The organism is Parabacteroides sp. APC149_11_2_Y6, assembly GCF_054506995.1.
In genome coordinates, this window is the sequence record NZ_CP173709.1 from 741983 (window position 1) to 764461 (window position 22479).

At 39.5% G+C, this 22479-nt stretch carries 12 protein-coding genes; 3 read left to right on the forward strand and 9 right to left on the reverse strand.

The genetic code is table 11. The features are described 5' to 3' along the window. Positions 1 to 10: 10 nt before the first annotated feature. The 5 genes from ACGE0T_RS03060 to ACGE0T_RS03080 form a co-directional block, all read right to left on the reverse strand. On the reverse strand, positions 11 to 3238 hold the full coding sequence (locus tag ACGE0T_RS03060) for a SusC/RagA family TonB-linked outer membrane protein (protein WP_459189071.1): 3228 nt from the start codon (positions 3236 to 3238) through the stop codon (positions 11 to 13). Positions 3239 to 3568: 330 nt separating this feature from the next. Beyond that, positions 3569 to 4780 carry an ATP-binding protein gene (locus ACGE0T_RS03065; RefSeq protein ID WP_459189072.1) on the reverse strand — a complete coding sequence of 404 codons (1212 nt, stop codon included), beginning with the start codon at positions 4778 to 4780 and terminating at the stop codon, positions 3569 to 3571. 199 nt (positions 4781 to 4979) lie between these two features. Continuing rightward, positions 4980 to 5459 (reverse strand): DUF1735 domain-containing protein, encoded by a 480-nt coding sequence (locus tag ACGE0T_RS03070; RefSeq protein ID WP_459189073.1) that lies wholly within the window; start codon positions 5457 to 5459, stop codon positions 4980 to 4982. 19 nt (positions 5460 to 5478) lie between these two features. Continuing rightward, on the reverse strand, positions 5479 to 7122 hold the full coding sequence (locus ACGE0T_RS03075) for a SusD/RagB family nutrient-binding outer membrane lipoprotein (protein ID WP_459189074.1): 1644 nt from the start codon (positions 7120 to 7122) through the stop codon (positions 5479 to 5481). 12 nt (positions 7123 to 7134) lie between these two features. Next, a complete protein-coding gene (locus ACGE0T_RS03080; protein ID WP_459189075.1) occupies positions 7135 to 10263 on the reverse strand; it encodes a SusC/RagA family TonB-linked outer membrane protein in 3129 nt (1042 codons plus the stop codon). 1444 nt (positions 10264 to 11707) lie between these two features. Between ACGE0T_RS03080 and ACGE0T_RS03085 the strand changes: the two genes are divergently transcribed. The 3 genes from ACGE0T_RS03085 (at position 11708) to ACGE0T_RS03095 (ending at position 16904) form a co-directional block, all read left to right on the forward strand. Continuing rightward, the gene (locus ACGE0T_RS03085) at positions 11708 to 14695 is read left to right on the forward strand and encodes a SusC/RagA family TonB-linked outer membrane protein (protein WP_459189076.1); all 2988 of its coding nucleotides are present in this window, start codon (positions 11708 to 11710) and stop codon (positions 14693 to 14695) included. A 22-nt stretch (positions 14696 to 14717) separates the two neighbouring features. Further along, positions 14718 to 16145: a RagB/SusD family nutrient uptake outer membrane protein gene (locus ACGE0T_RS03090; protein WP_459189077.1), complete on the forward strand. Its 1428-nt coding sequence runs from the start codon at positions 14718 to 14720 to the stop codon at positions 16143 to 16145. Positions 16146 to 16214: 69 nt separating this feature from the next. Continuing rightward, entirely contained in the window at positions 16215 to 16904 is a 690-nt protein-coding gene (locus ACGE0T_RS03095) for a hypothetical protein (RefSeq protein ID WP_459189078.1), read from the forward strand. 88 nt (positions 16905 to 16992) lie between these two features. Here the strand turns inward: ACGE0T_RS03095 and ACGE0T_RS03100 are convergent, their stop codons facing one another. The 4 genes from ACGE0T_RS03100 to rsmG all read right to left on the reverse strand — a co-directional run bounded on the left by ACGE0T_RS03100 (position 16993) and on the right by rsmG (position 22478). Beyond that, positions 16993 to 18105 carry a glycoside hydrolase family 10 protein gene (locus ACGE0T_RS03100; RefSeq protein ID WP_459189079.1) on the reverse strand — a complete coding sequence of 371 codons (1113 nt, stop codon included), beginning with the start codon at positions 18103 to 18105 and terminating at the stop codon, positions 16993 to 16995. Between the two features lie 202 nt (positions 18106 to 18307). Then, positions 18308 to 21160: an aminomethyl-transferring glycine dehydrogenase gene (gene gcvP / locus ACGE0T_RS03105; protein WP_459189080.1), complete on the reverse strand. Its 2853-nt coding sequence runs from the start codon at positions 21158 to 21160 to the stop codon at positions 18308 to 18310. A gap of 14 nt (positions 21161 to 21174) precedes the next feature. Continuing rightward, the gene (locus ACGE0T_RS03110; RefSeq protein WP_459189081.1) at positions 21175 to 21813 is read right to left on the reverse strand and encodes an MBL fold metallo-hydrolase; all 639 of its coding nucleotides are present in this window, start codon (positions 21811 to 21813) and stop codon (positions 21175 to 21177) included. Further along, positions 21810 to 22478 (reverse strand): 16S rRNA (guanine(527)-N(7))-methyltransferase RsmG, encoded by a 669-nt coding sequence (rsmG, locus tag ACGE0T_RS03115; protein ID WP_459189082.1) that lies wholly within the window; start codon positions 22476 to 22478, stop codon positions 21810 to 21812. The genes ACGE0T_RS03110 and rsmG overlap by 4 nt, the downstream gene beginning before the upstream one ends. Position 22479: the final 1 nt, after the last annotated feature.

Genomic DNA, 22479 nt, shown 5'->3' on the forward strand with positions numbered 1-22479 from the left:
GTCTTTAAAATTAGAAGGTAAGATTTACAGTAAAACCAAATGTGCGAACAGAGGCTGCTTGGCCACCTTCCACATAATTGTAACTAGCTGCACCCATTTCTGATGGATCGATATTTGGTACTGCAGAGTAAATTAGCCAAGGGTTCTGAGCAACGAATGATACGCTGGCTTGTTTAACACCACAATTGATTCTCTGTAAGAAAGCACGTGGAACATCGTAACCTACGGATAATTCACGCATTTTTAAGTAGCTTGCTTTGTATACATAATCTTCCCAAATTGTACCTTTACGACTCTGGTAGTAATAGTTCGCATCCACATAAGCTGTAACCGGAGTGTAAGAACCATCTTTGTTTTCGACAACTCCATCTACGCGTACACCACCACCATCTGCTACGCTTGAACGAATAGGATTTCCTTTATCATTTACACCAGTTGTTGATTTTAGCAAACCAGAACTTTCACCGAACATATTTGTTGCGGAAGCAATTGCTCCTCCAACCTGGAAGTCGAAAGACATGCCTAAATGGAAATCTTTGAAACGTAATGAAGTGGAAAAACCACCAGTCAAATCCGGTTGAATATTACCTAATTCTTCCTGGGCTGTTGTTTCCAATAAAGGAGCATATGGTCCATTTTTATGATTCGGATCACTTCTTTCTTGTAAAATAATGCGTCCTTCAGGATCTTTTTTCCAAGTTGAACCACGAATTACGCCGATAGGTTTTCCAACTTCAGCATATGAATAAACGCGTGTAGACCAACTTCTCCAATAAATCTGGTAAGTATCCTGTCCTTCGATTAATTCTTCCAATGTGTTGCGGTTGTGGGATATATTGGCATTTAGTTCCCATGTCCAGTCTTTTGTCTGGATAATCTGGCCTCCCAAAGACAATTCAATACCCCGGTTTCTAATTAAACCTGCATTCATTTTACGACTTCTGTAGCCACTGGCTGGAGTTGTATTTACATTAATAATCTGGTCTTTTGAGTCACGGTTATAGAAGTTGAAATCTCCCCATAAACGATCTTTAAACAGACGGAATTCGGTACCTATTTCGTAAGAAGTGGAAATTGTCGGTTTGATATATGGATCTTTTAAATTGGTAGGACTCCAAAGGTTTGATATTTGTCCGTATTTTACCAAGTTCCCATCACTGTCTTTTAATACATAAGTCGGGTAGACATTGTAAGGATCCATTGTAGAACCAACCTGTGCCATAGATGCTCTCAGTTTCCAGAATGATAACCACTCTGCATTTTTAATCCAATTGCTGGCGATTGCAGCTACAGAAACACCACCATACAGGAAACTGTTTTTGTCCGGATGTAATGTAGAGGTCCAGTCATTACGCAAAGAGAAGTCAAAATAATAAGTATTGTCCCAGCCTACAGTAGCAGTACCATAAACACTTTGGTCGTGTTGTTTTGTTTTTTTGCTGCTACCACCCGGCAAACCGACAGAAGCTGCAGTATTGAAAAATCCATCCATAAACAGACCATTACGTGTAAAAGCGCCTAATTCGTCCAGATTATATACGCGATCTTCAAAAAATAAAGCTGCATCTACTGATAGTTTATCTTCAACAAAACGATTACCCCATGTTAAACGGCCCTGGGTTTGGATATCTGATAATTGACTTTGATCCTGAGTATATTCCGAAACTTCTCCATGGATGTGTTCCGGTAGACGTAATTCTTTTTTGTAACTACGTATATTTCCATTCACCCTGATACCGGCTTTCAGGTTAGCTATAATATCTAATTCAGCATCTCCACTAAATACATTCCATTGATAAGTCTCATCATTATTTATTTCATTGAATAAAGCAAATGGATTTTCATGAAATGCAGCTGTCAGATTTGTTGGACTGGTAATATTCCATGTACGGAATGAACCGTCTTCACGTGTATAATTCTCTTTTAAATCTTTCAGATTCACATTTGTATGTCCCCATTGTTCATAAGAGTAAAGCGCATTACCTAATTCCTGGTATCCTTCTGCTGCAGCATTATGATTCTTACGGTAGGTATACTTATAATCCAAAGAAACTTTTAAGCGGTCAATAGGTTTGAAACTTACTTTTGCGGATAAGAAACGACGTGCAGCATCACTATTTGGAGTAACGCCATTACGAGAGACATTAGTAAATGATATACGACTTGAGTAATCTTTTCCGGATTTGGAGAATGCAACATTAGTTGTATTGCTGATGCCTGTTCTAAACAAATCGTTCAGGTTCATCTGTGGAGTCCACTGAGCTGTTTGTCCGAACCGGGGATCTGTCGGGTCCCAAGAATACCAAGGTGCATATTCACGTCCATCCAGTTTAGGTCCCCAGCTGGCATCATTGTTATAGTCATAGTAGTTAACGCCGTCCATCTTTTGCAAATAGGAAGGATGTTTGCTTGAGTCGTATTTGAATACTTTCATATCAGCATCGGCTCCTAAGTAACCTCCGCCATATTGATCCTGCAAATCGTAGCGGATATTGGCTTTATCCCATGCAAGCGTATGGCTTACTGTGATTTCACTATGTTCTCCAGTTCCTCCTTTAGATGTAATAATAATTGCACCATTACCACCGCGTGCTCCATACAAAGCTGTTGCGGCCGGACCTTTCAATACGTTTACAGAAGCAACATCATCCATATTAATAGATTGGTTGCTGGTAATAACTCCATCAACAACATAAATAGGTTCATTACCTCCAGCATTTGTTAGAGAAGAAGTACCACGTAATACAATTTTACCAGCATCAAATGTTGCACCGGAGGAACCTAAAAAGCGGACTCCGGATACTTTTCCTACTAATGCATTATTTAAATCTGTTTGGCGGGCTTGTATCAACTCATCAGCTTTCAGTTGCTGGGTTGCATAACCTAAAGATTTCTGTTTACGAGTTAATCCTTGTGCGGTAACGACTATTTCTTCCAAATCTTGTGTGTCAGACTGAAGAACGACATTTACTCTTGGCTTTACAGCAACATCTTGTGAATTCATACCTACAAACGAAATTTGAAGGATTTTACCTCCTTCCGGAACATCCAGAGCAAACTTGCCGTTGGCATCTGTTACAGTTCCTACTGTTGTACCTTTAACAACGATAGAAGCTCCGATAACTGGTAGCCCGTCATCAGCAGAAGTAACAGTCCCTGTTACTTTTGTTGTTTGGGCAACTGCTAATCCTGTACATATAATAAAGGATAGCAAACTGAAAATCAATTTTCTTATCATATAAATAATAGATTTGTTTGGATATTGAAATGAATAGTAGACACACTTATTTTGACCAATTTACATTTTCTTATATGCAATAGTCTTTGCAGAACGAAGTCGGGAATAATTCGCTTAAAATCAGTATGTTATGATATTCAAAGGAGAGGGTAAAAGATAAAGAAATCTATTGTACAAATATATTTTTAAATCAGAATTCCGGTTTAAGTTGCAGTTATACAGTGGATTGGTTTGTTTAAGTATAAAAAAGGGTAGAATCAGATTGATACTCTCATTCTACCCTGAAAATATAACCAAATGTAAATTATAGCTATAAATAATAATCGTATTTTAATTAAAATTCAGTAAAAATTTCCGTATGGGAATTTGCTTTATACCTTCATTTGAATTTCCTTCTATTTCATCCATCGTTATAACCATTTTGGGATAATTATCTTTAATAGCAAGAAGGTTGCCAAATTCCCGTTCATACGTTTTAGGGTCCATAACTGAATATGCCACCTGTATATAAATTTTTTCCCCGTTTTTCTCTCCTACGAAATCAATTTCTTTATCTCCGTCTCTGCCTATAGATAGGTTGTAACCATGGACAAGAAGATGATGGCAGACAATATTCTCCAAAACTTGCGCAATGTCATTCGCTTTGAAAGGACGGATTGCATGGCGTATACCTAAATCTTCAAAATAATATTTTTCTCCTATCTGGAACTGTCGTTTTCCTTGAATATCAAAAGGACGAAGTCGTTTTACAAAATAAGCATTGTTGAGATAATTCAGATATTCCAGTATTGTTTTAGGAGGAAGTTCCACACGCTGGGATTTGAGATATTCACTGATTTTATTGGCAGAAAATAAATTACCGATTGTATCTGCAAGATATACAGTTAAATCTTGTAGCTGTCTGACGTTTCTGATATTATACCTGTTTACCACATCCTTTAAAATAATCGTATCATAAATACTTCTGAGGTAATTGGAAACCAATAATTCATCAAATGGTAAATTGACCAGATATGGTAATCCTCCGAACTTATAGAACTTAGTAAATGAGTCAGAGCTATCTTCCAGTTTGTGGAATTGTAAAAATTCATTGTAAGTCAGGCTGTACACTTTAAATTCGATATAGCGACCGCTTAGATAAGTTGCTAATTCACCAGATAGCATATTGGCATTACTTCCAGTACAATAGATATCAAAAGTCCCTTCGGCAAAAAAATGTCTCAATGCTTTTTCAAAACTTGCAATATCCTGTACTTCATCGATAAACAGGAAGCATTTATCATTAAAATTTTTACGTTGTTGTGTTACATAGTTTATCAAGTCTGCGTAATCCTTTAAAGTATCAAACTCAAATAGTTCCTTATTTATATAGATGAGGTCGGAAGACGGATACAATACATGTATGTGATCCATTAACTGGAAAAGTAGAAAGCTTTTCCCAACACGGCGCTGCCCTGTCAATACCTTGATCATTTGTGTATTGATAAATGGTTTAATACGCCCAATATATAATTCTCTTTTATAATATTCCGGAATCTTCATATTATGTTACTTATAAGTAAAACGTATTGCAAAAATAGGAATTTTATTTCTTATAAGAAACAGAATTATATTCCTTAGATGTTCAGATACAACTAAATTGTCATAAAAACTCTTATTCGGACAGATAAATATAAAACCGGTCAAGAAATAATATCCGGACCGGTTTTTTGTTGAAGTATGTTTTATGAAAAAGTAAGGCTTATCGGACTGTTACTATAAATAATGCATAATTAAAATTGCCGCTAATTATATAACCTTCCGGCACACTCTTTATTACTACCGGCAGGGAATATTTGCCGGCTGCCAATCCGGTAACGCTGACCTTTAAGTCGGTCGTAGTTAACTGAGTCTGTTTAGCAATAGTCATAGTAGCCGGTAGCGTGTAAGCTGATGCCGGTAATAACGTATTATTTCCTACCAGACTCTCATCCACCCCTAAACCAACTACAATATCTTCATTTTGATCTCTCCAATCAATGATGGTGTAGTTTACCATTAACTGGAACGTGACATCCTCGCCCTTTGAACTGGTAGCAGTGCTACTGTGGCTTGATACATAGGGCAGTTCAATAACCGGTTTTACTCCACTGAAGTCATCTAACGGCTCATCTTTCAGACACGAGGGTAGTAATAGTGTCATACATGTCATCATCAGAAAAAAATATATTTTTGTTTTCATACTTGTATGTTTTTAGATTTTACAGATAAATAGGTGCCTTCTCTACATCATCATTTTTCTTGTCCCAGAAGATTAAGGAATTGAAGATGTCAATCTCTCCTTGTGCGTCAAAATTGTTCGGATTGATATTTTGTTCATTGCTGGGATAAGGGAATCGTGCTATAAGCTTGCTCCCTTTTACTAAGCTATGTGATGCATGCAAGACCGGATAGTCTGTTCTTCTTTGTTCGGACCAGGCTTCCTGTGGGTCGATCATATACAGGCTCAACCATTTTTGTGTTTGAATGGCACACATCTTTTCTTCTGTGGTAGCCATCAAGTCCCAATTGACGGTCTTTTTATTCTGTGCCAGATAGATAGCGGCTGCTTCTGCTGCGCTGGTGGTGATTGCCGGTTTGGTTCCCGGTTCTTTGAATCCTTCATCTTGCATGGCTTTTTCATACATCTGCATGGCTCCCGTCACTCCTGATTCATAATATTTTTTGGCTTGGGCATCACCTCCGGGAATCATACCGCGCAAGGCGGCTTCTGCCAAAAGGAATTCGGGTAATGACCCGGATATGACGTAAAGATCGCTACTGGGAGCATCTATCAATGAGGAAGAGTGTCCTAATACGCCATAACCAATTTTGCTGGCATATTCTGCCCTAGCTGGTTGTGATTGACCAAAAGGAGTACCGATATAATATTCATTTTCCAAACCGAATTTTGAGTACATTGTATGATTGGTATTATCATCGCCCAGATTTTTACGTGGTTCAGCATATACGCGTAAACGTGGATCTTCATTATCACGCAAAAAATCAACAAGTTGCGAAGAAGGCATATACTCCCGGTGGCGGGATAATTCGTTATCCAGATAGTTTCTTGCCCAATATTCATAAAGAAGGTTCATTTTGCCGCTTGCTTTGTAAAAGCCAGGATTAGCTGTTATTATTTCAGACGCAGCCAGGCATTTATCTTTAATGGCATTCACCTGCTCAGATACGTCTTGTACATTTGATATACGCATAAGCAAACTCAACTTGATTGTGTATGCATAACGTCTCCATAGCTGTAAATCGCCTCTGCAGTTGATATCGGACTTCTTTAAACTCCCTAGATCCAATAGTGGGTCGCTTATAGCTTCGTCAAACTGTTGAATCGCATAATCAATTCTTTTAAGAAGGTCAGCATATATATCTTCGGCTTTATCATATTTAGGGGTGGTATTCTCTGCTCCCAGCAAAGCTTCCGTATAAGGGACATTTCCAAATAGGTCCACCAGTTCACGGAATTCGATAATAGTCAATGTCTCTGCGATACCAATGTAGGCGGGATTTTTATCTTCAATTGCTTTATTCTTGATTACCAGTAAGTTTTCCGATCGGGCATACCTATAAATCCAATAGTTATTTACATCCTTCGGGTTTAATGTTCCCAATAGAAAAATGTAATTTCCCGAAAATGAACCCGATTTGGTGATTTGTCCGCATACCTGATTAAGCCCCAGATATCTCACCCTGTCATTATTTATGTCGTTCTCCACATAGGTTAACAACTGATCCATAGAGACTGCTTCCTGCGAAACATTATTCGGTGTATAGTTGATGTCCAGCCAATCAGAGCAGCCGCTACAGAGTAACCCGCTTAATGCTAATGTATATAATGCTATTTTTTTCATGAGTCTGTCCTTTTAGAATGAAATTAATAAATTGAATCCGTAGCTTCTTGAACCAGCAGCTCTTGTTCCTGATATACCACTTACATTACTGCTACTTGCCGTGGTATAGTCGGGGTCTCCCCAAACATTGGTACTGGGGGTCCACATGAACAGGTTGCGTCCTACTACGCTCAACGATGCTCTTCGGATGAATTTTACTTTCCTTAATAAGATGTCGGGAAATTCATAGCCCAAAGATAATTCACGCAATCTCCAGGATGCACCACTTACGGTTATCGGGCTGCTTATGGCCTTATAAGTGGTGGCCCAGAAGTTCTTACCGCCGGTATTGACTGTGATGTTTGTGTTTTCCTGATAGCTGACATTTCCTGCCGCATCTGTCACTTCAATAACAGAATTCGGGAATACGAAACGTTGGCGGCCCATTAAGCCGGATGCATACGAAGTTCCGGTAAACAACATGTCATCTTCAATTCCAAAATAAGTAGAATGGCCACCACGGTAGTCGAATGTAGCACCCAGTGAAAATCCTTTCCATTTCATTGTCGAGTTCAAACCGATACGTATAGTCGCATCTGAAGTGCCTAAGCCGATCTGTTCGCCGGTTGTAGGCAAACCTGTTTCTGCATCTACAATTACTTTTCCATCCGGACTGCGTTTCCAGTCAGAACCTTTAATCATAGGATATTTTTCACCTACAATAGCATAGCCGCCATCACCCAGGGAAAGTTCCTTTTCATCACCTGCCAATGCGACAACCCGTGTATCGATGAGAGTCAGATTACCGCTTACATTCCAGTAGAAGTCACCAAATCTTAAAAGCGGGGTCAGATGTAAATCAAATTCCAAGCCTTTACCACGCATGGTACCGGCGTTGATGTAACGAGAACTAAAACCAGTAGAGTAGGGAATGCTGACGTTTGTTGTTTGGTCCGTAGTTGTTTGTGTATAAGCGGCGGCTTCCAGTGTGATACGGTTATTCAAAAATCCGAATTCTGCACCAACTTCATATTCGGTCGTGAACTCTGGCTTAATATCGCGTGTGCGTAAATTCGGGCTTAAAGAGAATGCGGTCAATGTTCCATAAGGGAAATAGTCTGCTTTATTCACAATATTCTCCAAATTGTAGGCTCCGACATTCACAGTTCCGACTTTGGCGGCCGAAGCACGCAATTTCAGGTGATTCATAATATCGCTCTTTATTGCAGGGATGGCATCTGTTAATACTACAGACAGATTGGCTCCGGGATAAAAGAAAGACCAATGTGAGGGATCGAGCAATGAAGTCCAGTCATTACGTCCGGTGATTTGCAGGAAAGCCCAATCTCTGAAACTTAAATCCAAACTGCCATATACGCCAAGTTTACGGGTACGGGTCCAACTATTCGAACCGCCTAATTCGCCTGCACGGTTGGCTACATTGAAAACGTCGTCAACAATCAAACTGCCTGCACTAACCGTTTTAGTTTCATAATAGTATTCGTTGAGAGAATAACCAACCATTGCTTTCATTGCAAAATCATCATTGAATTTATGTTCTCCAAAGGCCATAAAATCAAGGTTTAATGTACTGCTTAAAGTACTGTATGTAGAGAAGCTTCCAATTTCATCGCTGGAAGCATATACATAATATTTCTTAGCCCAATCAGTGTAGTGATAAGCATTAGCCTTAGTATTGCCATGCGTATTATTCACATTTATACCTGCACGTCCCATGAAGCGTAACCATTTTGTAGCTTGATATTCAAAATCGGCAGAACCGGTTATGCGGTCTTGACGTGCGCTACGACGATAAAGATCAACAGAGTGCCATGGGTTTTTATAATAACTGTTCACCCATTCGTTCGGTGATGCGCCGGTCCCTATTTCAGTTGTATTCCAGTCTTTATAATCTGCCATATCTATATTTCCGGATACGTTGAGCAAGTCCTGAATACCATTCTGAGTATCATTAGTCAAGTCGAAAGAAGTGTTGATATAAGATAGCCTGGCGCTCACTTTGAGGTTCTTGTAATTTCTGCTGGCATTGAAACGAACCGTTTGACGCGTTCTTTCATCATGAATTGTTGTACCAGTCTGATCCAGGCGCTGGTAGGATAAATACATGCTGCCCCGGTCATCGGCAGAAGAATAAGAAATATCATTTTGTATACTTGCGCCGGTTTGATAGAAATTCTTACGACCATTTTTTACATAGGTGTATGGTAATTGTCGATAGTAGCCATCCTCTGTTCCATCGTTAATCGGATTTCCGACGTTGACCATTTCTCCATTGAACTCTGGTCCATATTGTTGATTCTCATCAGACACATATCCGCTCCAAAGCGGGAGCCCGCTTAGTGCATCCGGTTGGCCGGCACCGAAACGTGTCTGATATTTGGGAAAATAAGCTGCATTATCAAATGTTGTGGTCAATGAATAAGTAATACTGGGCTTACCTTTTGTACCACTTTTGGTGGTTACGATTAATACGCCGTTAGCTGCATCCGAACCATAAAGTGCAGCAGCCGAAGCTCCTTTTAAAACGGAAATGTTGTCAATATCATTCGGGTTCATTGCTTGTAAAACATTAGTAGGGGTCGGCACTCCGTCCAGAACCAACAAGGCTTGATTGTCCCCTTTAAAAGATCGTGCTCCACGCAGGGTAATGCGGGTTGTTTGATCCAATCTTGGAGAGGTGATATTAATAGACAGACCGGATACTTTTCCACTTAATGCTGCGGTGGCGTCCGAACCTTTTGCCATAGTCAACTGCTCTGCGTCCACTTTAGCGGTGGCATAACCAATAGCTTTTGCCTGCCGCTGGATACCCAAAGCCGTAACAACAACTTCGTCTATCAATTGTGCGTCTGCTTTCAGGCTAACCTTTAGATTCTCCACAGCTCTCACTACCTGCGGAATCATTCCCACAAATGAAATTTTCAATTGTGCACCTTGCGGAACATTGTCAAGTACGAATTTACCTTCTATATCGGTAATCGTTCCTTTAGATGTACCCACAATTAATACAGAAGCGCCAATAACAGCTTCATTGTTATCGGACGATAACACAGTACCTGCAACGGTAATTGTCTGTTGCGCAAAGACAACCCCAACTCCCATAAGGAGGAAAGTGATTAAGGCGAAGAATCTGTTTTTCATAAATCCTTGTTTCGTTTGTTCTTTACTATTTTGCTACTCTCTGTTACATAAACTTTTTATCATAGTATATAGGTTGGTTTGTTACCTGCCCATGTTGCACAATTCAGAAAGGTTTGATTGTTGCATTCCGGCTATCCATTCCTACAAATGAAATCATCATAGTCTTTGCAGAACTTGGTATATAAGGAATTACTTATAATAGTTTATCTTTGATTTTCAGGTTAATAAGATATTTCTTTCTATGAGAATCATGCTTGAATCTATCAATTGGTAGAAAATGAATTGTGTAAGTCCTGTTTATAGCTATCATCGAGCACTGTTAGTAGTCAAGTTTTTATATAAAGATTTATTGTCAAAAAGATTATTTTTTCTTGAGTAGTATAACAATATTTTAGAATAGTGCTATGTTTACTTACTTATAAAAAGATAGATACTGTAATTAAGATTTATTTGTAATATAATGATAAAATAAACCTTTCACTGTGATCGTTTCTTTAGTAAAACTAATCCGTTCGTAAGGTTGAAAAAGTTCTTTTGGTAAGATAACGGAATTTTAAAAGAAACATATATCGTTTTTCTGAAAAATCAACCATCATACTATCATTTTTTTATTAAATATCATTTAATCAGTATATTACGCTATGATAGTTCCCTTTTTGACTGTCATAGCATCTATCATAACTGTCATTTTATATTAAGATAGCATATCTATGTTTTTTAATCGATATACTGTTATATATTAATAGTATAACGACTAAACCTTCTTTGCACCCGGGTGTTGGAAGTATGAACACCCGGGTGTTCGTATCATCCAGACGGGGGTGTGAAATGTCTTTATACCTGCATTCCGACAACAAAAGTAAGTGCCCCCGTAAAATAATAGAGCAGCCTTTAAATAAATAGTATAGAGATGTATTGAATAAATATAGTAAGCTCTTTATAACTACTTCTTCTTTGCAGTGAAAAGAACGATATTTTAGGGGAAAAATCACATTATGATGGTTATAATGATAGTTCAAAAAACGACTATCATAATATATAACATTGATTCTTTGATGGTTAGCAAAGATATGATAGTATGATAGTTGATTAGTGAATAACTTTATATAGATATGTCGTATATATGCTATCAGTGCATTTTTCTGTCATCACTTCGTTAAAATCCATATATTGCGTAATTTTATATTTTGATTATATATATTATATGTATTCAAAAAAGGTGAATTTCAGATTTGCTCATTGAATATCATTTTATAAAGGATGCTGGAATATCCTGATTGTTTCATTTTCGACCATAGAAAGTCATGGATATTTTAGATATCAATGTTTATTTTTAATTATAACTTCATTTTTTTATAAATATATGCACTGAATTAAAATATTTTTGTATAAATTGCGCCGTGTCTAAAAACAAAGCTGTTATAATTAATTTAAAAATGTGTTTATGGAAAGGAAATTAGTGTTGTTGTTGGTCTACCTATTAGTAGGTATAGGCATTTTGACGGCTCAAACCTCCCAAGTAACAGGTATGGTAAAATCTTCAGAAGATGGATTACCTATTATTGGAGCCACAGTATTGATACAAGGGACATCACAGGGAACTGTAACTGATGCCGATGGTAAATTTGTTATCACAAATGTACCAAGTTCTGCAAAGACTCTGATGATTTCATTTGTTGGAATGATAACTCAGGAAGTGCAAATAAAACCTGGGTTTATGACGATAACCTTAAGTGGTGATAATAGAATTCTGGATGAAGTTGTTGTTGTAGGTTATGGAACAACACGCCGTGAAGCTAAGACCGGCTCTATTGTGTCTGTAAAGAGTGATGAACTTGCAGAGTTGTCTGCTACATCATTTGATAAAATGTTGTCAGGTAAAATGGCGGGTGTGCAGATTACTTCCAATACCGGTCAGCCTGGTGGAAATTCACAAATACGTATTCGTGGTATCAGTTCTATCAACGCCAAGAACGATCCGTTGTATGTAGTGGATGGTGTAGCTGTAATGTCCGGAGACCAGAGCTACTTTACCAACAGTAACAACGCGATAGCTATGATTAACCCGAATGATATCGAAAGTATTACTGTATTGAAAGATGCCGCAGCTGCTTCCGTTTATGGTTCACGTGCAGCTAATGGGGTAATCTTGGTTACTACAAAATCAGGAAAAGAAGGAAAAAGCCGCTTTACGGCTCGTGCTAAGTTCGGTTTTTCCAATTTGGCAAACGATAATGATTTCGGATACATGAACGGTGAAGAATTATTAAGCTACCGTCGTCAGGCTGTAAGAAATGCAGGCTATGATCCGGATGATCCAAATGCAATGAAAGGTGCTTATTATTTCCCGGAAAGTATTTTACAACGCGAAATGACTGATTGGATTAAGTTGTTAACACGTACAGGTAAAACCCAGGAATATGAAATTTCAGCAACCGGAGGAAGTAATAAAACTTCATATTTCAGTTCTTTCTCTTATCATAAAACAGAAGGTATTTTTGAAGGTGTCGATTTTCAAAGAATGCAAGGCCGTGTAAATGTGGACCATGAGTTGAATAAATATTTAAAGACAGGTGTTCGTATCAATGTAGGTTATATGAATAACAATGACGTGCCGATGCAGTCTTTGTACTATGCAAACCCAATGTGGGGTGGTGCTATTCTTCAGCCTTGGACTCCTCTGTATAATGAAGATGGTTCATATAATATGAAGATGTCGGAAAATGGTAATACAAATCCCGTGGCTACTTCTATTTATGATAAACAATGGGAAAAACAATATCGTTTCAACGGTAGTATGTATTTGCAATGGACTCCGATTAAAGGATTAGTTATCAAAACAACTAATGCTGCTGAAATGAATTTCACCGAAGGTTTACGTTATTGGGATGCCATTACCAATTCAGGCGTGGCAACTTATCAGGGTTCAAATCGCCAGTATCGTTTACTTACTACATCAAATACAATTACTTATGAAAATAAATTCCTCGAAGACCATAACTATCGCGTATTAGTTGGTCAGGAAGCAACTCATCAGACAAACCATTATACTTATCTTTCTGCCAGAAATGTAGACCCGGCTATTCCTTATCCAAATACTGCTCCGGACGGTGAAACTTCCGCTGAATATGGAATTTATACCAATACATTGATGTCATTCTTCGGTATATTGGATTATAATTATGCCGGCCGGTATTACTTACAGGCATCAGTCCGTGGTGATGGTAGCTCTCGTTTCGGTAAAAACAGCGTTTGGGGAGCATTCTATTCTATCGGTGCTTCTTGGAATGCACATAATGAAGCCTTTATGGAAGATGTGGATTGGGTGGATTTGCTGAAAGTACGTGCCAGCTATGGTGTGAACGGTAATAATAATATTGATGATTACAAACAGTACGCAGTATACGAACCTTCTACTTATAACGGTTATCCGGGGTATCGTCCTTCTACTCCAGTTAATGATGATTTGTCATGGGAAAGAAACGGTGCTTGGAATATCGGTATCGACTATAGCTTCTTACAACGTTTTAGCGGTAGTATTGATTTTTATTCCCGTAAAACAACAGATATGTTGCTTGACAGACCTTTGTCCAGTACTTCCGGATTTACAAAACAGATGCAGAACGTAGGTTCTTTGCGGAATAGCGGTTTTGAATTCCAGTTTGATGCAAATATTATTAATACGAAAGCTGTTCAATGGAATGCCGGTATTAATCTCTCTACCAATAAGAGTAAAATTCTTGATTTGGATGGCGACGAAATGATTGCTAACGCTGATTATAGCGCACTACGACATATCAAGGGGGAAAGATTGTTTAGCTTCTATTTACGTGAATATGCCGGTGTAAATCCGGATAACGGTGAAGCTCTTTGGGTAGCGGAAGATGGTTCTATTACAAATAACTTTAATAAAGCTCGTTATATCAACGCCGGCAGTCCTGAACCTACAGTTACAGGTGGTTTGCATACAGATATAACCTGGAACGGTATTTCTTTAGGCGTTCAGTTTGAAGGTAAATTCGGTAATAAAGTCCTGATATTCGAAAACCGCTATTCTCATTCTGATGGAAACCAAATGGCGATGAATCAGGCTAAGAGCGCATTGAATTATTGGAAACAGCCGGGTGATACGGATTGTAATCCGAAACCGGTAGCAGGTAATACCAGCAGTTCTTATGATGGATATTCAACCCGTTTCCTTGAAAATGGCAGCTATGTACGTATTAAAGACATTACATTATCTTATACATTACCTAAAAAATGGTTGAATCCGATAGGATTGAACAATCTGAAGGTTTATGCAAGCGGTTCGAATGTTTATACATTCCATAATGTTGATTTCTGGGATCCTGAACGTGGTGTTGAAGGTGTTGGCAATGGTATTTATCCGATGACCCGTTCATTTGTGTTTGGTATTGATTTGTCATTTTAATTAACTTAACTAATAAGAGTATATGAAAAATATATTGATATATGGTTTAACAGCATTGGCAATAGGCTGTGTTTCCTGCAATGACTTTTTGACGGAGGAACCGGTTGTTAAATTGAAAACAGAAACCATGTTGTCTAATTATGATGGTTTGAGAAAAGCTACTCAAGGTGCTTATACTTATCTCTATGATGGTACATGGTATGGTTCGGAATTTGTTCTGAGCTGTGAATTGAGATCCGGTAATGCAAAGAACCCTACTAATACGAATTTTACTTCAGGACGTTTGACGAAAGAATATAGTTGGAACTATGTTCCGAGTTCAACTTCCAACTTGTGGAATTATGCTTATTATACAATTGCAGCAGCCAATAATGTGCTTAATAATGCAGACGGTAAAGAATCTACAGATGTAACGACTCAGGATTTGAATGATTTGAAAGCAGAATGTTTATTCTTGCGTGCTTTAAGTTATTTTGATTTGGTTCGTACGTATTCACAACCTTATACCTCTGACCCGAATAGTTTAGGTGTTCCTCTTGTTTTTGTTACAGAAAACGGACTTCCGGCACGTAATACAGTAAAAGAGGTATATGACCAGGTTGAGAAAGACTTGCTGAATGCGGAAACATTGATAGCTTCCGGCCGCTATAATCGTTCTGAAATAACGGACTCATTTGCAATGGCAAGTAAACCGGCTATTCAGGCTTTGTTGTCGAGAGTTTATTTATACATGGGCGAATGGCAGAAATCAGCAGACTATGCGACTAAAGTGATAAACGATTATCATTTTACGCTGTATACGAAGGAAGAGTTTACTAAATTCTGGGGACGGGAAGTTGCAGAAGATGGTAAAGAAGTGATTTTTGAAGTTTATGGTTCTTTGAATAATGAATACAATGAATATTGGGAAGAAATTTCCTGGATGACGAATCCGGATGGTTATGCAGATGCCGCATCCAGTGCTGATTTGCGCGATCTTTATGAACCGGGAGATGTACGTGGTACATTATTTAAGAATCATGAAAATGCGAAAGATCATTATTGGACAACAAAGTATCCTGGTAAAAACAATAACAGACCGACTGCTAATAATATCATCGTACTTCGTTTCGCTGAAATGTATTTAAACCGTGCGGAAGCAATCGTTCGCGGTGCTACAGTTGCAGGTGTTACTGCTGCTAGTGATTTGTTGCAAATCACATCAAATCGTGGTGCATCTACAGTTCCTGCAACATTGGAAAATATATTGTTGGAACGTCGCAAAGAGTTGGCATTTGAAGGTCACTTGATTTATGATATGGCAAGAACCGGTACTGCTCTTCACCGTGTGGATTATCAGGGCTCTGCTACTGCAAAAGACATACCTTTCCCGGATTACAGATGGGCATTGCCTATTCCGAAACGTGAAATGGATGCCAACCCGAATATGGTACAAAATCCTGAATATTAATTTTACAGGAAGGCTTACATTTTCCGTTATCCGGGAAGGTAAGCCTTCTTATTTATAAAACATATGAATATGAAGTCAATCATTCGGTTTTTATTTTGTTTCATATGGATGTCGTATGTTACTGTTTCAACGGCTTTGGCTTATACTCCGACAACAAAGTGGCCTTATTTGTATGAGAATTTCCAAGAGGGGGTGGTCTTTTTTTCTCAAGGTGAAAAAACAAGCCATCTTAAATTGAACATACATCTTCAAAATGCCACACTTCATCATCTGGACGGAGATAATATTATTCAGGTAAACCCTTCACGTATTACAAAAGTCGAAATCGGAAACGATACTTTTATCTATATGAACGGAGTTCTTGTCCAGGTAATAAAATCAGATAATGATCATATGCTGGTGAAGCTTGTAAAGGCTGATTTTAAGGCCTTGACAAAAGGTGGAACCGGGGCTTATGGCATGACGACAGAAGTTTCAGCTACTGACGATTTAAGTTCTTTTCGATTAGGGGAAGGTAGCACTACGAACCTGAACTATAGCCAAATGAAATTGGAACAGAGTGATGGCAAAGAATTGCCTTTAATTAAAGAATACTATTTTATTTTAGGAGATAAAATTATTGAGGCAACCCGGAAAGATGTAACGAAATCGCTTACGGAAGCGGGGCAGGCACAATTAAAAGCCTTTATCAAACAGCATAAAATAAAATGGAAAGACGAGTCCGGTTTGATTAAACTATTGGATTTCTATAAGAGATAAAAATATTTCCAGTCTTAAATAGACACACACACTTAGACTTAAGGCCAGGATTTGTAGTGATTACAAAGCCTGGCCGTTTTTTGTATGTCTATTTCTTAACCTGATAAGATTGGTGGATTGCCTTGTCAAATGCGGCCCAATGTTCATCCGTCATACTGTTAGGTGTGAACAGGCAAACACCGGCAGCACCGCTTTCCATAGAGCCTTTTACCGCTTCTTCTATTTCAGAAGGCAACAGTCCATGTCCTTCCGGGTCTTTAATCTGAGCTTTGTTTTTCCAATCATGGCAGATGAATAAACCGCTGTAAACCGGTTTTTCTCCGTTCACGGAATTTACTTCTTCCTCAACAACTTTCCCAACCCATTCAGGACCTTCTAAGTAAAAGTCGTTATAGTTCATTGGGAATATAGCATCTATATTCCATTTGTTCCATTCCTGGCGTACCATCTTTTTTGCATATGAGTCCGGACCAGGGAATACTGCAGCACTGATTTTTTTGCCTTTTGCATGTACGGAATCCGCAATACGGTTTACCAGTTTGGTAATCAGGTCACAACGGAACTGTGCCCATTCTTTGCATTTGGAAGGATCTTCCACGCTTTTAATATCGATACCTGTCGCAGCTTTAAAATCTGCAACGCATTTGTCGCAATAGCAATAATCGGCTACAGGATATTCTTCATTCATAATAAGCCCGTATTTATCCCATAAGCCCCGAGCCAGTATAACGTCTACGAAACGGATATAATCGAGATGTACATAATCGACTTCGGGAATATCTGCTACTTTTCCATACATGTCAACCAAATAGTTGGCAACCTCTTCACGATTGGGACACATGAATTTGTAGTAAGGTACATAAGCCTGTACGTTGTAGGTGGATTCACCGTTACGGTTTACAGCATACCAGGTGGAATCCACATCACCCTGGACCATTGCCGGTATCCATCCGTGATATTCCAATCCGTTTGCATGGGCTACTTTAGCTGCACGGCGATGTTTTTCCACATCATGTCCGGCGTTATAACAAACGCCATCCAGTCCGTGCGCTTTCCATTTGCTGAAATCAGCTTGTAAAGTTTCTTCGGTGGTATTTTGTCCTTCACCTTGCCACCCGTAAGCTTTGATTTTTGTTTCCGGCGTTTTCGAGCAGGCTGTCATCAGGGCAACTGTTGTAAAAGCAAGTAATAATTTGTTCATCAGATATTTTTTAGTTGTGTTTTTTTAGATGTTCCAGAGAAAAAAGGGGAGTGTGTCGAGAGTCGAAATTAAGGAACGCAGACTACGCAGACGGAGCGCAGAAGAACGCAGACCTTATTATTAATAAAATAAGTCCGCGTTTCTCTGCGTGTCTTGCGTCATCTGCGTTCGGCAATAGCTTCTTGACACAAAAACAAGAATATTACAGTTCGCAAGCGCAAAGAGAAGGTATCAGGTTGCGATCGCCATATGCGTTGTCTACGCGGGCGACATTAATCCAGAATTTACCTTCATGCAACCATTCCAGCGGGAAGGCGGCTTTACTGCGAGGATATTCATGTTTCCATTCATCAGCAGTGATTTCGTATTCAGGATGAGGAGCATTTTTCAGCACGTTATCTTCTTTAGAAGCTTTACCTTCTTCCACCTCTTTGATTTCCTTCCAGATACATTCCAATACCTCAACAAAACGGTCAAGTTCCGCTTTGCTCTCACTTTCGGTAGGTTCTACCATTAAGGTACCGTGAACCGGGAATGAAAGAGTCGGTGCATGATAGCCGAAATCCATCAGACGTTTTGCTACATCACCTTCATCGATACCGGAACGTTCTTTAATTGTACGGCATTCCAGTATAAGTTCGTGACCTACGCGGCCTGTAGCACCTGTATAAACGATGCCATATGTATCTTTCAGCTTAGCAGCCAGATAATTGGCATTCAGGATAGCTGTTTTTGTAACAGTTTCCAGTCCTTCCGCACCTAACATACGAATGTAAGCATAGGTAATCGGTAAGATACCTGCACTGCCATAAGGAGCGGCAGACACCGTATTCAAATCACTGCCCCATGTTACCGGATGAGAAGGCAGGAACGGAACCAGATGAGCGGCTACGCAAATCGGACCTACACCGGGACCACCACCACCGTGAGGGGAAGCAAATGTTTTGTGAAGGTTCAGGTGACAAACATCGGCACCAATTGTGCCCGGATTTGTCAAACCGACCTGTGCATTCATATTGGCACCGTCCATATAAACTTGTCCGCCACATGCATGAACAATATCACACATCTCTTTGATGTCTACTTCAAAAATACCGTGAGTAGACGGATAAGTAATCATGGTTGCTGCAAGATTATCCTTGTTTGCTTCTGCTTTTTCGCGGAAGTCAGCCAGATCGATATTACCATTGTCATCACATTTAACTGTTACAGTAGAGAAACCGCACTGGATAGCACTTGCCGGATTTGTACCGTGTGCAGATGACGGTAAAAGGACGATACTACGATGTCCCTGACCGATACTTTCCAGATAAGTACGGATTACACGTAAACCGGTATATTCTCCGGCGGCACCTGAGTTCGGTTGTAAAGTAACCCCCTTAAATCCTGTGATTTCAGCCAGATAGCAGCACAGGTTTTCAATTAGTTCTTTATATCCTTCAACTTGTTCTTCCGGAGCGTACGGATGGATGTTCTGGAATTCCGGACGGCTCAATGGCAGCATTTCAGATGCGGCATTCAGTTTCATTGTACAAGAACCCAAAGAAATCATGGACTGAGCCAATGAAATATCTTTGCGTCCCAAGCGAGTGATATAGCGCATCAATTCGGTTTCCGTATGGTATTTTTTGAATACGTCTTCCTGTAAGAAATCAGATGTACGCGCAAATTTCGCATCAAAATAAGTTTTTTCAGGCACGGCTTCTTTCAGCATATAATCTTTACCGGCAGCACCTGCAAAGATATATAGCAATACGCCTATGTCGGTTGGTTGTGTTGTTTCGTCTACACTGATACCAACCTGTCCGCCTTCAAAGTAGCGCAGATTCACTTTACATTCCAATGCAATTTCACGCAAAGCATTAATGGACACATGAGACGGCAGTTCGATTTTCAGTGTATCGAAATAATCTTTGTTGAGCTGTCTGTAACCCAGTTTTTCAAGTTCGGAAGCCAGGAAGCCGGCAGAAGCATGGATACGCCCTGCTATGTTCTTCAGTCCTTCAGCACCATGGTATACAGCATAGAAACCAGCCATTGTTGCCAATAAAGCCTGAGCCGTACAAATATTGGATGTTGCTTTTTCACGTTTGATGTGCTGTTCGCGGGTTTGCAGAGCTAAGCGGTAAGCAGCATGGCCGTAAGCATCTTTGGAGATACCGATAATACGTCCCGGAATCGTACGTTTATAATCCGCTTTAGTTGCGAAAAAGGCTGCGGACGGACCTCCGTAAAACATCGGGATACCGAACCGTTGGCTGCTTCCGAATACAACATCTGCACCCCATTCTCCCGGAGGTGTAAGCAATACCAGGCTCATCAGGTCTGCTGCAACAGCAACACGGGTTTCGTTCGCATTTGCACGAGAGATAAATTCTTTATAATCTTCAATAGAACCGTCTGCATTCGGATATTGTACAATAGCACCGAATACTTCCGGTGTGAATTCAAATGTCTTATAGTTACCAACAACCACCTTGATACCTTGGGGAACCATGCGTGTATTGATTACTGCCAAAGTGGAAGCAAATACATTTTCGTCTACAAATAATACATTGGCTCCGGCTTTTGCCTGTGCACGGCTCCGGCTTCCGAAGAACATCGTTGCAGCTTCGGCGGCGGCAGTTGCTTCATCCAGCAATGAGCAGTTTGCAAGAGGCAGTCCTGTCAGTTCACAAATAACAGTCTGGAAATTCAGTAACGCTTCCAGACGTCCTTGCGAGATTTCAGCCTGATAAGGAGTATAAGAAGTATACCAGACCGGGTTTTCAAAAACATTACGCTGGATAGGAGCCGGGCAAACAGTGTCGTACCATCCCATTCCAATGTAGGAAGTAAATACTTCGTTTTTTGAAGCCAGTTCGGCAATGTGTTCTGCGAACTCACGTTCAGTCATGGGTTCAGGAAGATTCAAAGGCTCTTTTAAGCGGATGTTCGACGGAATTGTCTGGTTAATCAATTCGTCTACCGATTCCACGCCAATAGCTTGCAACATAGAAGGAATATCTTCTGTTGCGACGCCTACATGACGGTTTACAAATTTATTTGTATCCATAATATTAATGTAGTTTATAAATAGGGATTATTTAATTTTTCATCAATGATACGTGTTTCCGGTCCATGTCCGGGATATACCACAGTTTCGTCCGGTAATGCCATCAGTTTGTCGTTGATAGCTGCTATCAGAATATCATGATTGCCTTCCCAAAGGTCCGTACGTCCGATGCTTCCTGCAAATAAGGCATCCCCGACAATGACAAAACCATTTTTTTCATTATAAAAGGCAACACTTCCGGGGGAATGTCCCGGTACTGTTAAAACTTTTAATTCGGATTTGCCGAACTTGATAATTTCGTTACCGACTAATAGCTTTTCTACCGGAATATTCTCTATATGAAAACTTAGTCCGAACAACTTGGCTTGTGCATCCGGTGACGGAAGAAGTTCCACATCCAGCCTATGTGCCTGCGGTTTTAATCCATATTTCTTATATACAAACGGATTTCCGAAGATATGGTCCAGATGGAGATGGGTACAAAGGAGATGTTTTACTATCAGATTATTCTCTGTGATAAAGTTTTCCAATTCAATTTCTTCTTCCCGCCGGCAACAACCACAGTCAATGATTACCGCTTCACGGGTCTCATCGTAAAGTACAAATGTGTTTTCCTGGAAGTAGTTAAATTCAAATGCTTTTATTGATATCATAATGGCACGTATACTACTTTTTTAGTTTTGAAAAATTCTTCTTTGAAATAGTCTCCCAATTCGATGGTAACAGCTTGGTTGCGAAAAGGAAATACTTCACTTTGCAATTCTCCGCCCTTCAAACAGATTAAACCGTTCGGCAACGCGTTGTGTTGCTGTTTTTTTATGTTTTTACGAGCTATCTTTACCAGATCGGAGAGGGGCATTACAGCGCGGCTGACAACGAAATCGAATAATTGTTTTTCTTCTTCGGCCCGGCAATGGCGGAATGTTACATTTTTCAGTCCGATGGCCTCTGCTACTGCTTGCCCGACTTTTATTTTCTTCCCTATGCTGTCTACCAAATGGAAATTTACTTCCGGGAATAATATGGCAAGAGGAATACCGGGAAAACCGCCTCCTGTACCGATATCCATGACAGACGAGCCTTCTTTGAACTTCAACATCCGGGCAATTCCCAGAGAATGAAGCACATGATTCAGGTATAGATTGACAATATCTTTGCGTGAAATCACATTTATTTTGGCATTCCAGTCGGCATACAGGTCATAAAGAGCATCTATCTGCGTTCTTTGTTGTTCTGTAAGCTCCGGAAAATAAGATTTAATCGCTTCTAACTGGGAATGGATAATAGACAAATCACTATCAGTATCTTTCACTTCCATG

What these genes read in the sequence shown, in the direction of transcription:
- ACGE0T_RS03085 (WP_459189076.1), top strand. Translation starts at nt 11,708, where the DNA reads ATGGAAAGGAAATTAGTGTTGTTGTTGGTCTACCTATTAGTAGGTATA.
- ACGE0T_RS03075 (WP_459189074.1), bottom strand. Translation starts at nt 7,122, where the DNA reads ATGAAAAAAATAGCATTATATACATTAGCATTAAGCGGGTTACTCTGT.
- ACGE0T_RS03110 (WP_459189081.1), bottom strand. Translation starts at nt 21,813, where the DNA reads ATGATATCAATAAAAGCATTTGAATTTAACTACTTCCAGGAAAACACA.
- ACGE0T_RS03095 (WP_459189078.1), top strand. Translation starts at nt 16,215, where the DNA reads ATGAAGTCAATCATTCGGTTTTTATTTTGTTTCATATGGATGTCGTAT.
- ACGE0T_RS03080 (WP_459189075.1), bottom strand. Translation starts at nt 10,263, where the DNA reads ATGAAAAACAGATTCTTCGCCTTAATCACTTTCCTCCTTATGGGAGTT.
- ACGE0T_RS03090 (WP_459189077.1), top strand. Translation starts at nt 14,718, where the DNA reads ATGAAAAATATATTGATATATGGTTTAACAGCATTGGCAATAGGCTGT.
- gcvP (WP_459189080.1), bottom strand. Translation starts at nt 21,160, where the DNA reads ATGGATACAAATAAATTTGTAAACCGTCATGTAGGCGTCGCAACAGAA.
- ACGE0T_RS03060 (WP_459189071.1), bottom strand. Translation starts at nt 3,238, where the DNA reads ATGATAAGAAAATTGATTTTCAGTTTGCTATCCTTTATTATATGTACA.
- ACGE0T_RS03065 (WP_459189072.1), bottom strand. Translation starts at nt 4,780, where the DNA reads ATGAAGATTCCGGAATATTATAAAAGAGAATTATATATTGGGCGTATT.
- rsmG (WP_459189082.1), bottom strand. Translation starts at nt 22,478, where the DNA reads ATGGAAGTGAAAGATACTGATAGTGATTTGTCTATTATCCATTCCCAG.
- ACGE0T_RS03100 (WP_459189079.1), bottom strand. Translation starts at nt 18,105, where the DNA reads ATGAACAAATTATTACTTGCTTTTACAACAGTTGCCCTGATGACAGCC.
- ACGE0T_RS03070 (WP_459189073.1), bottom strand. Translation starts at nt 5,459, where the DNA reads ATGAAAACAAAAATATATTTTTTTCTGATGATGACATGTATGACACTA.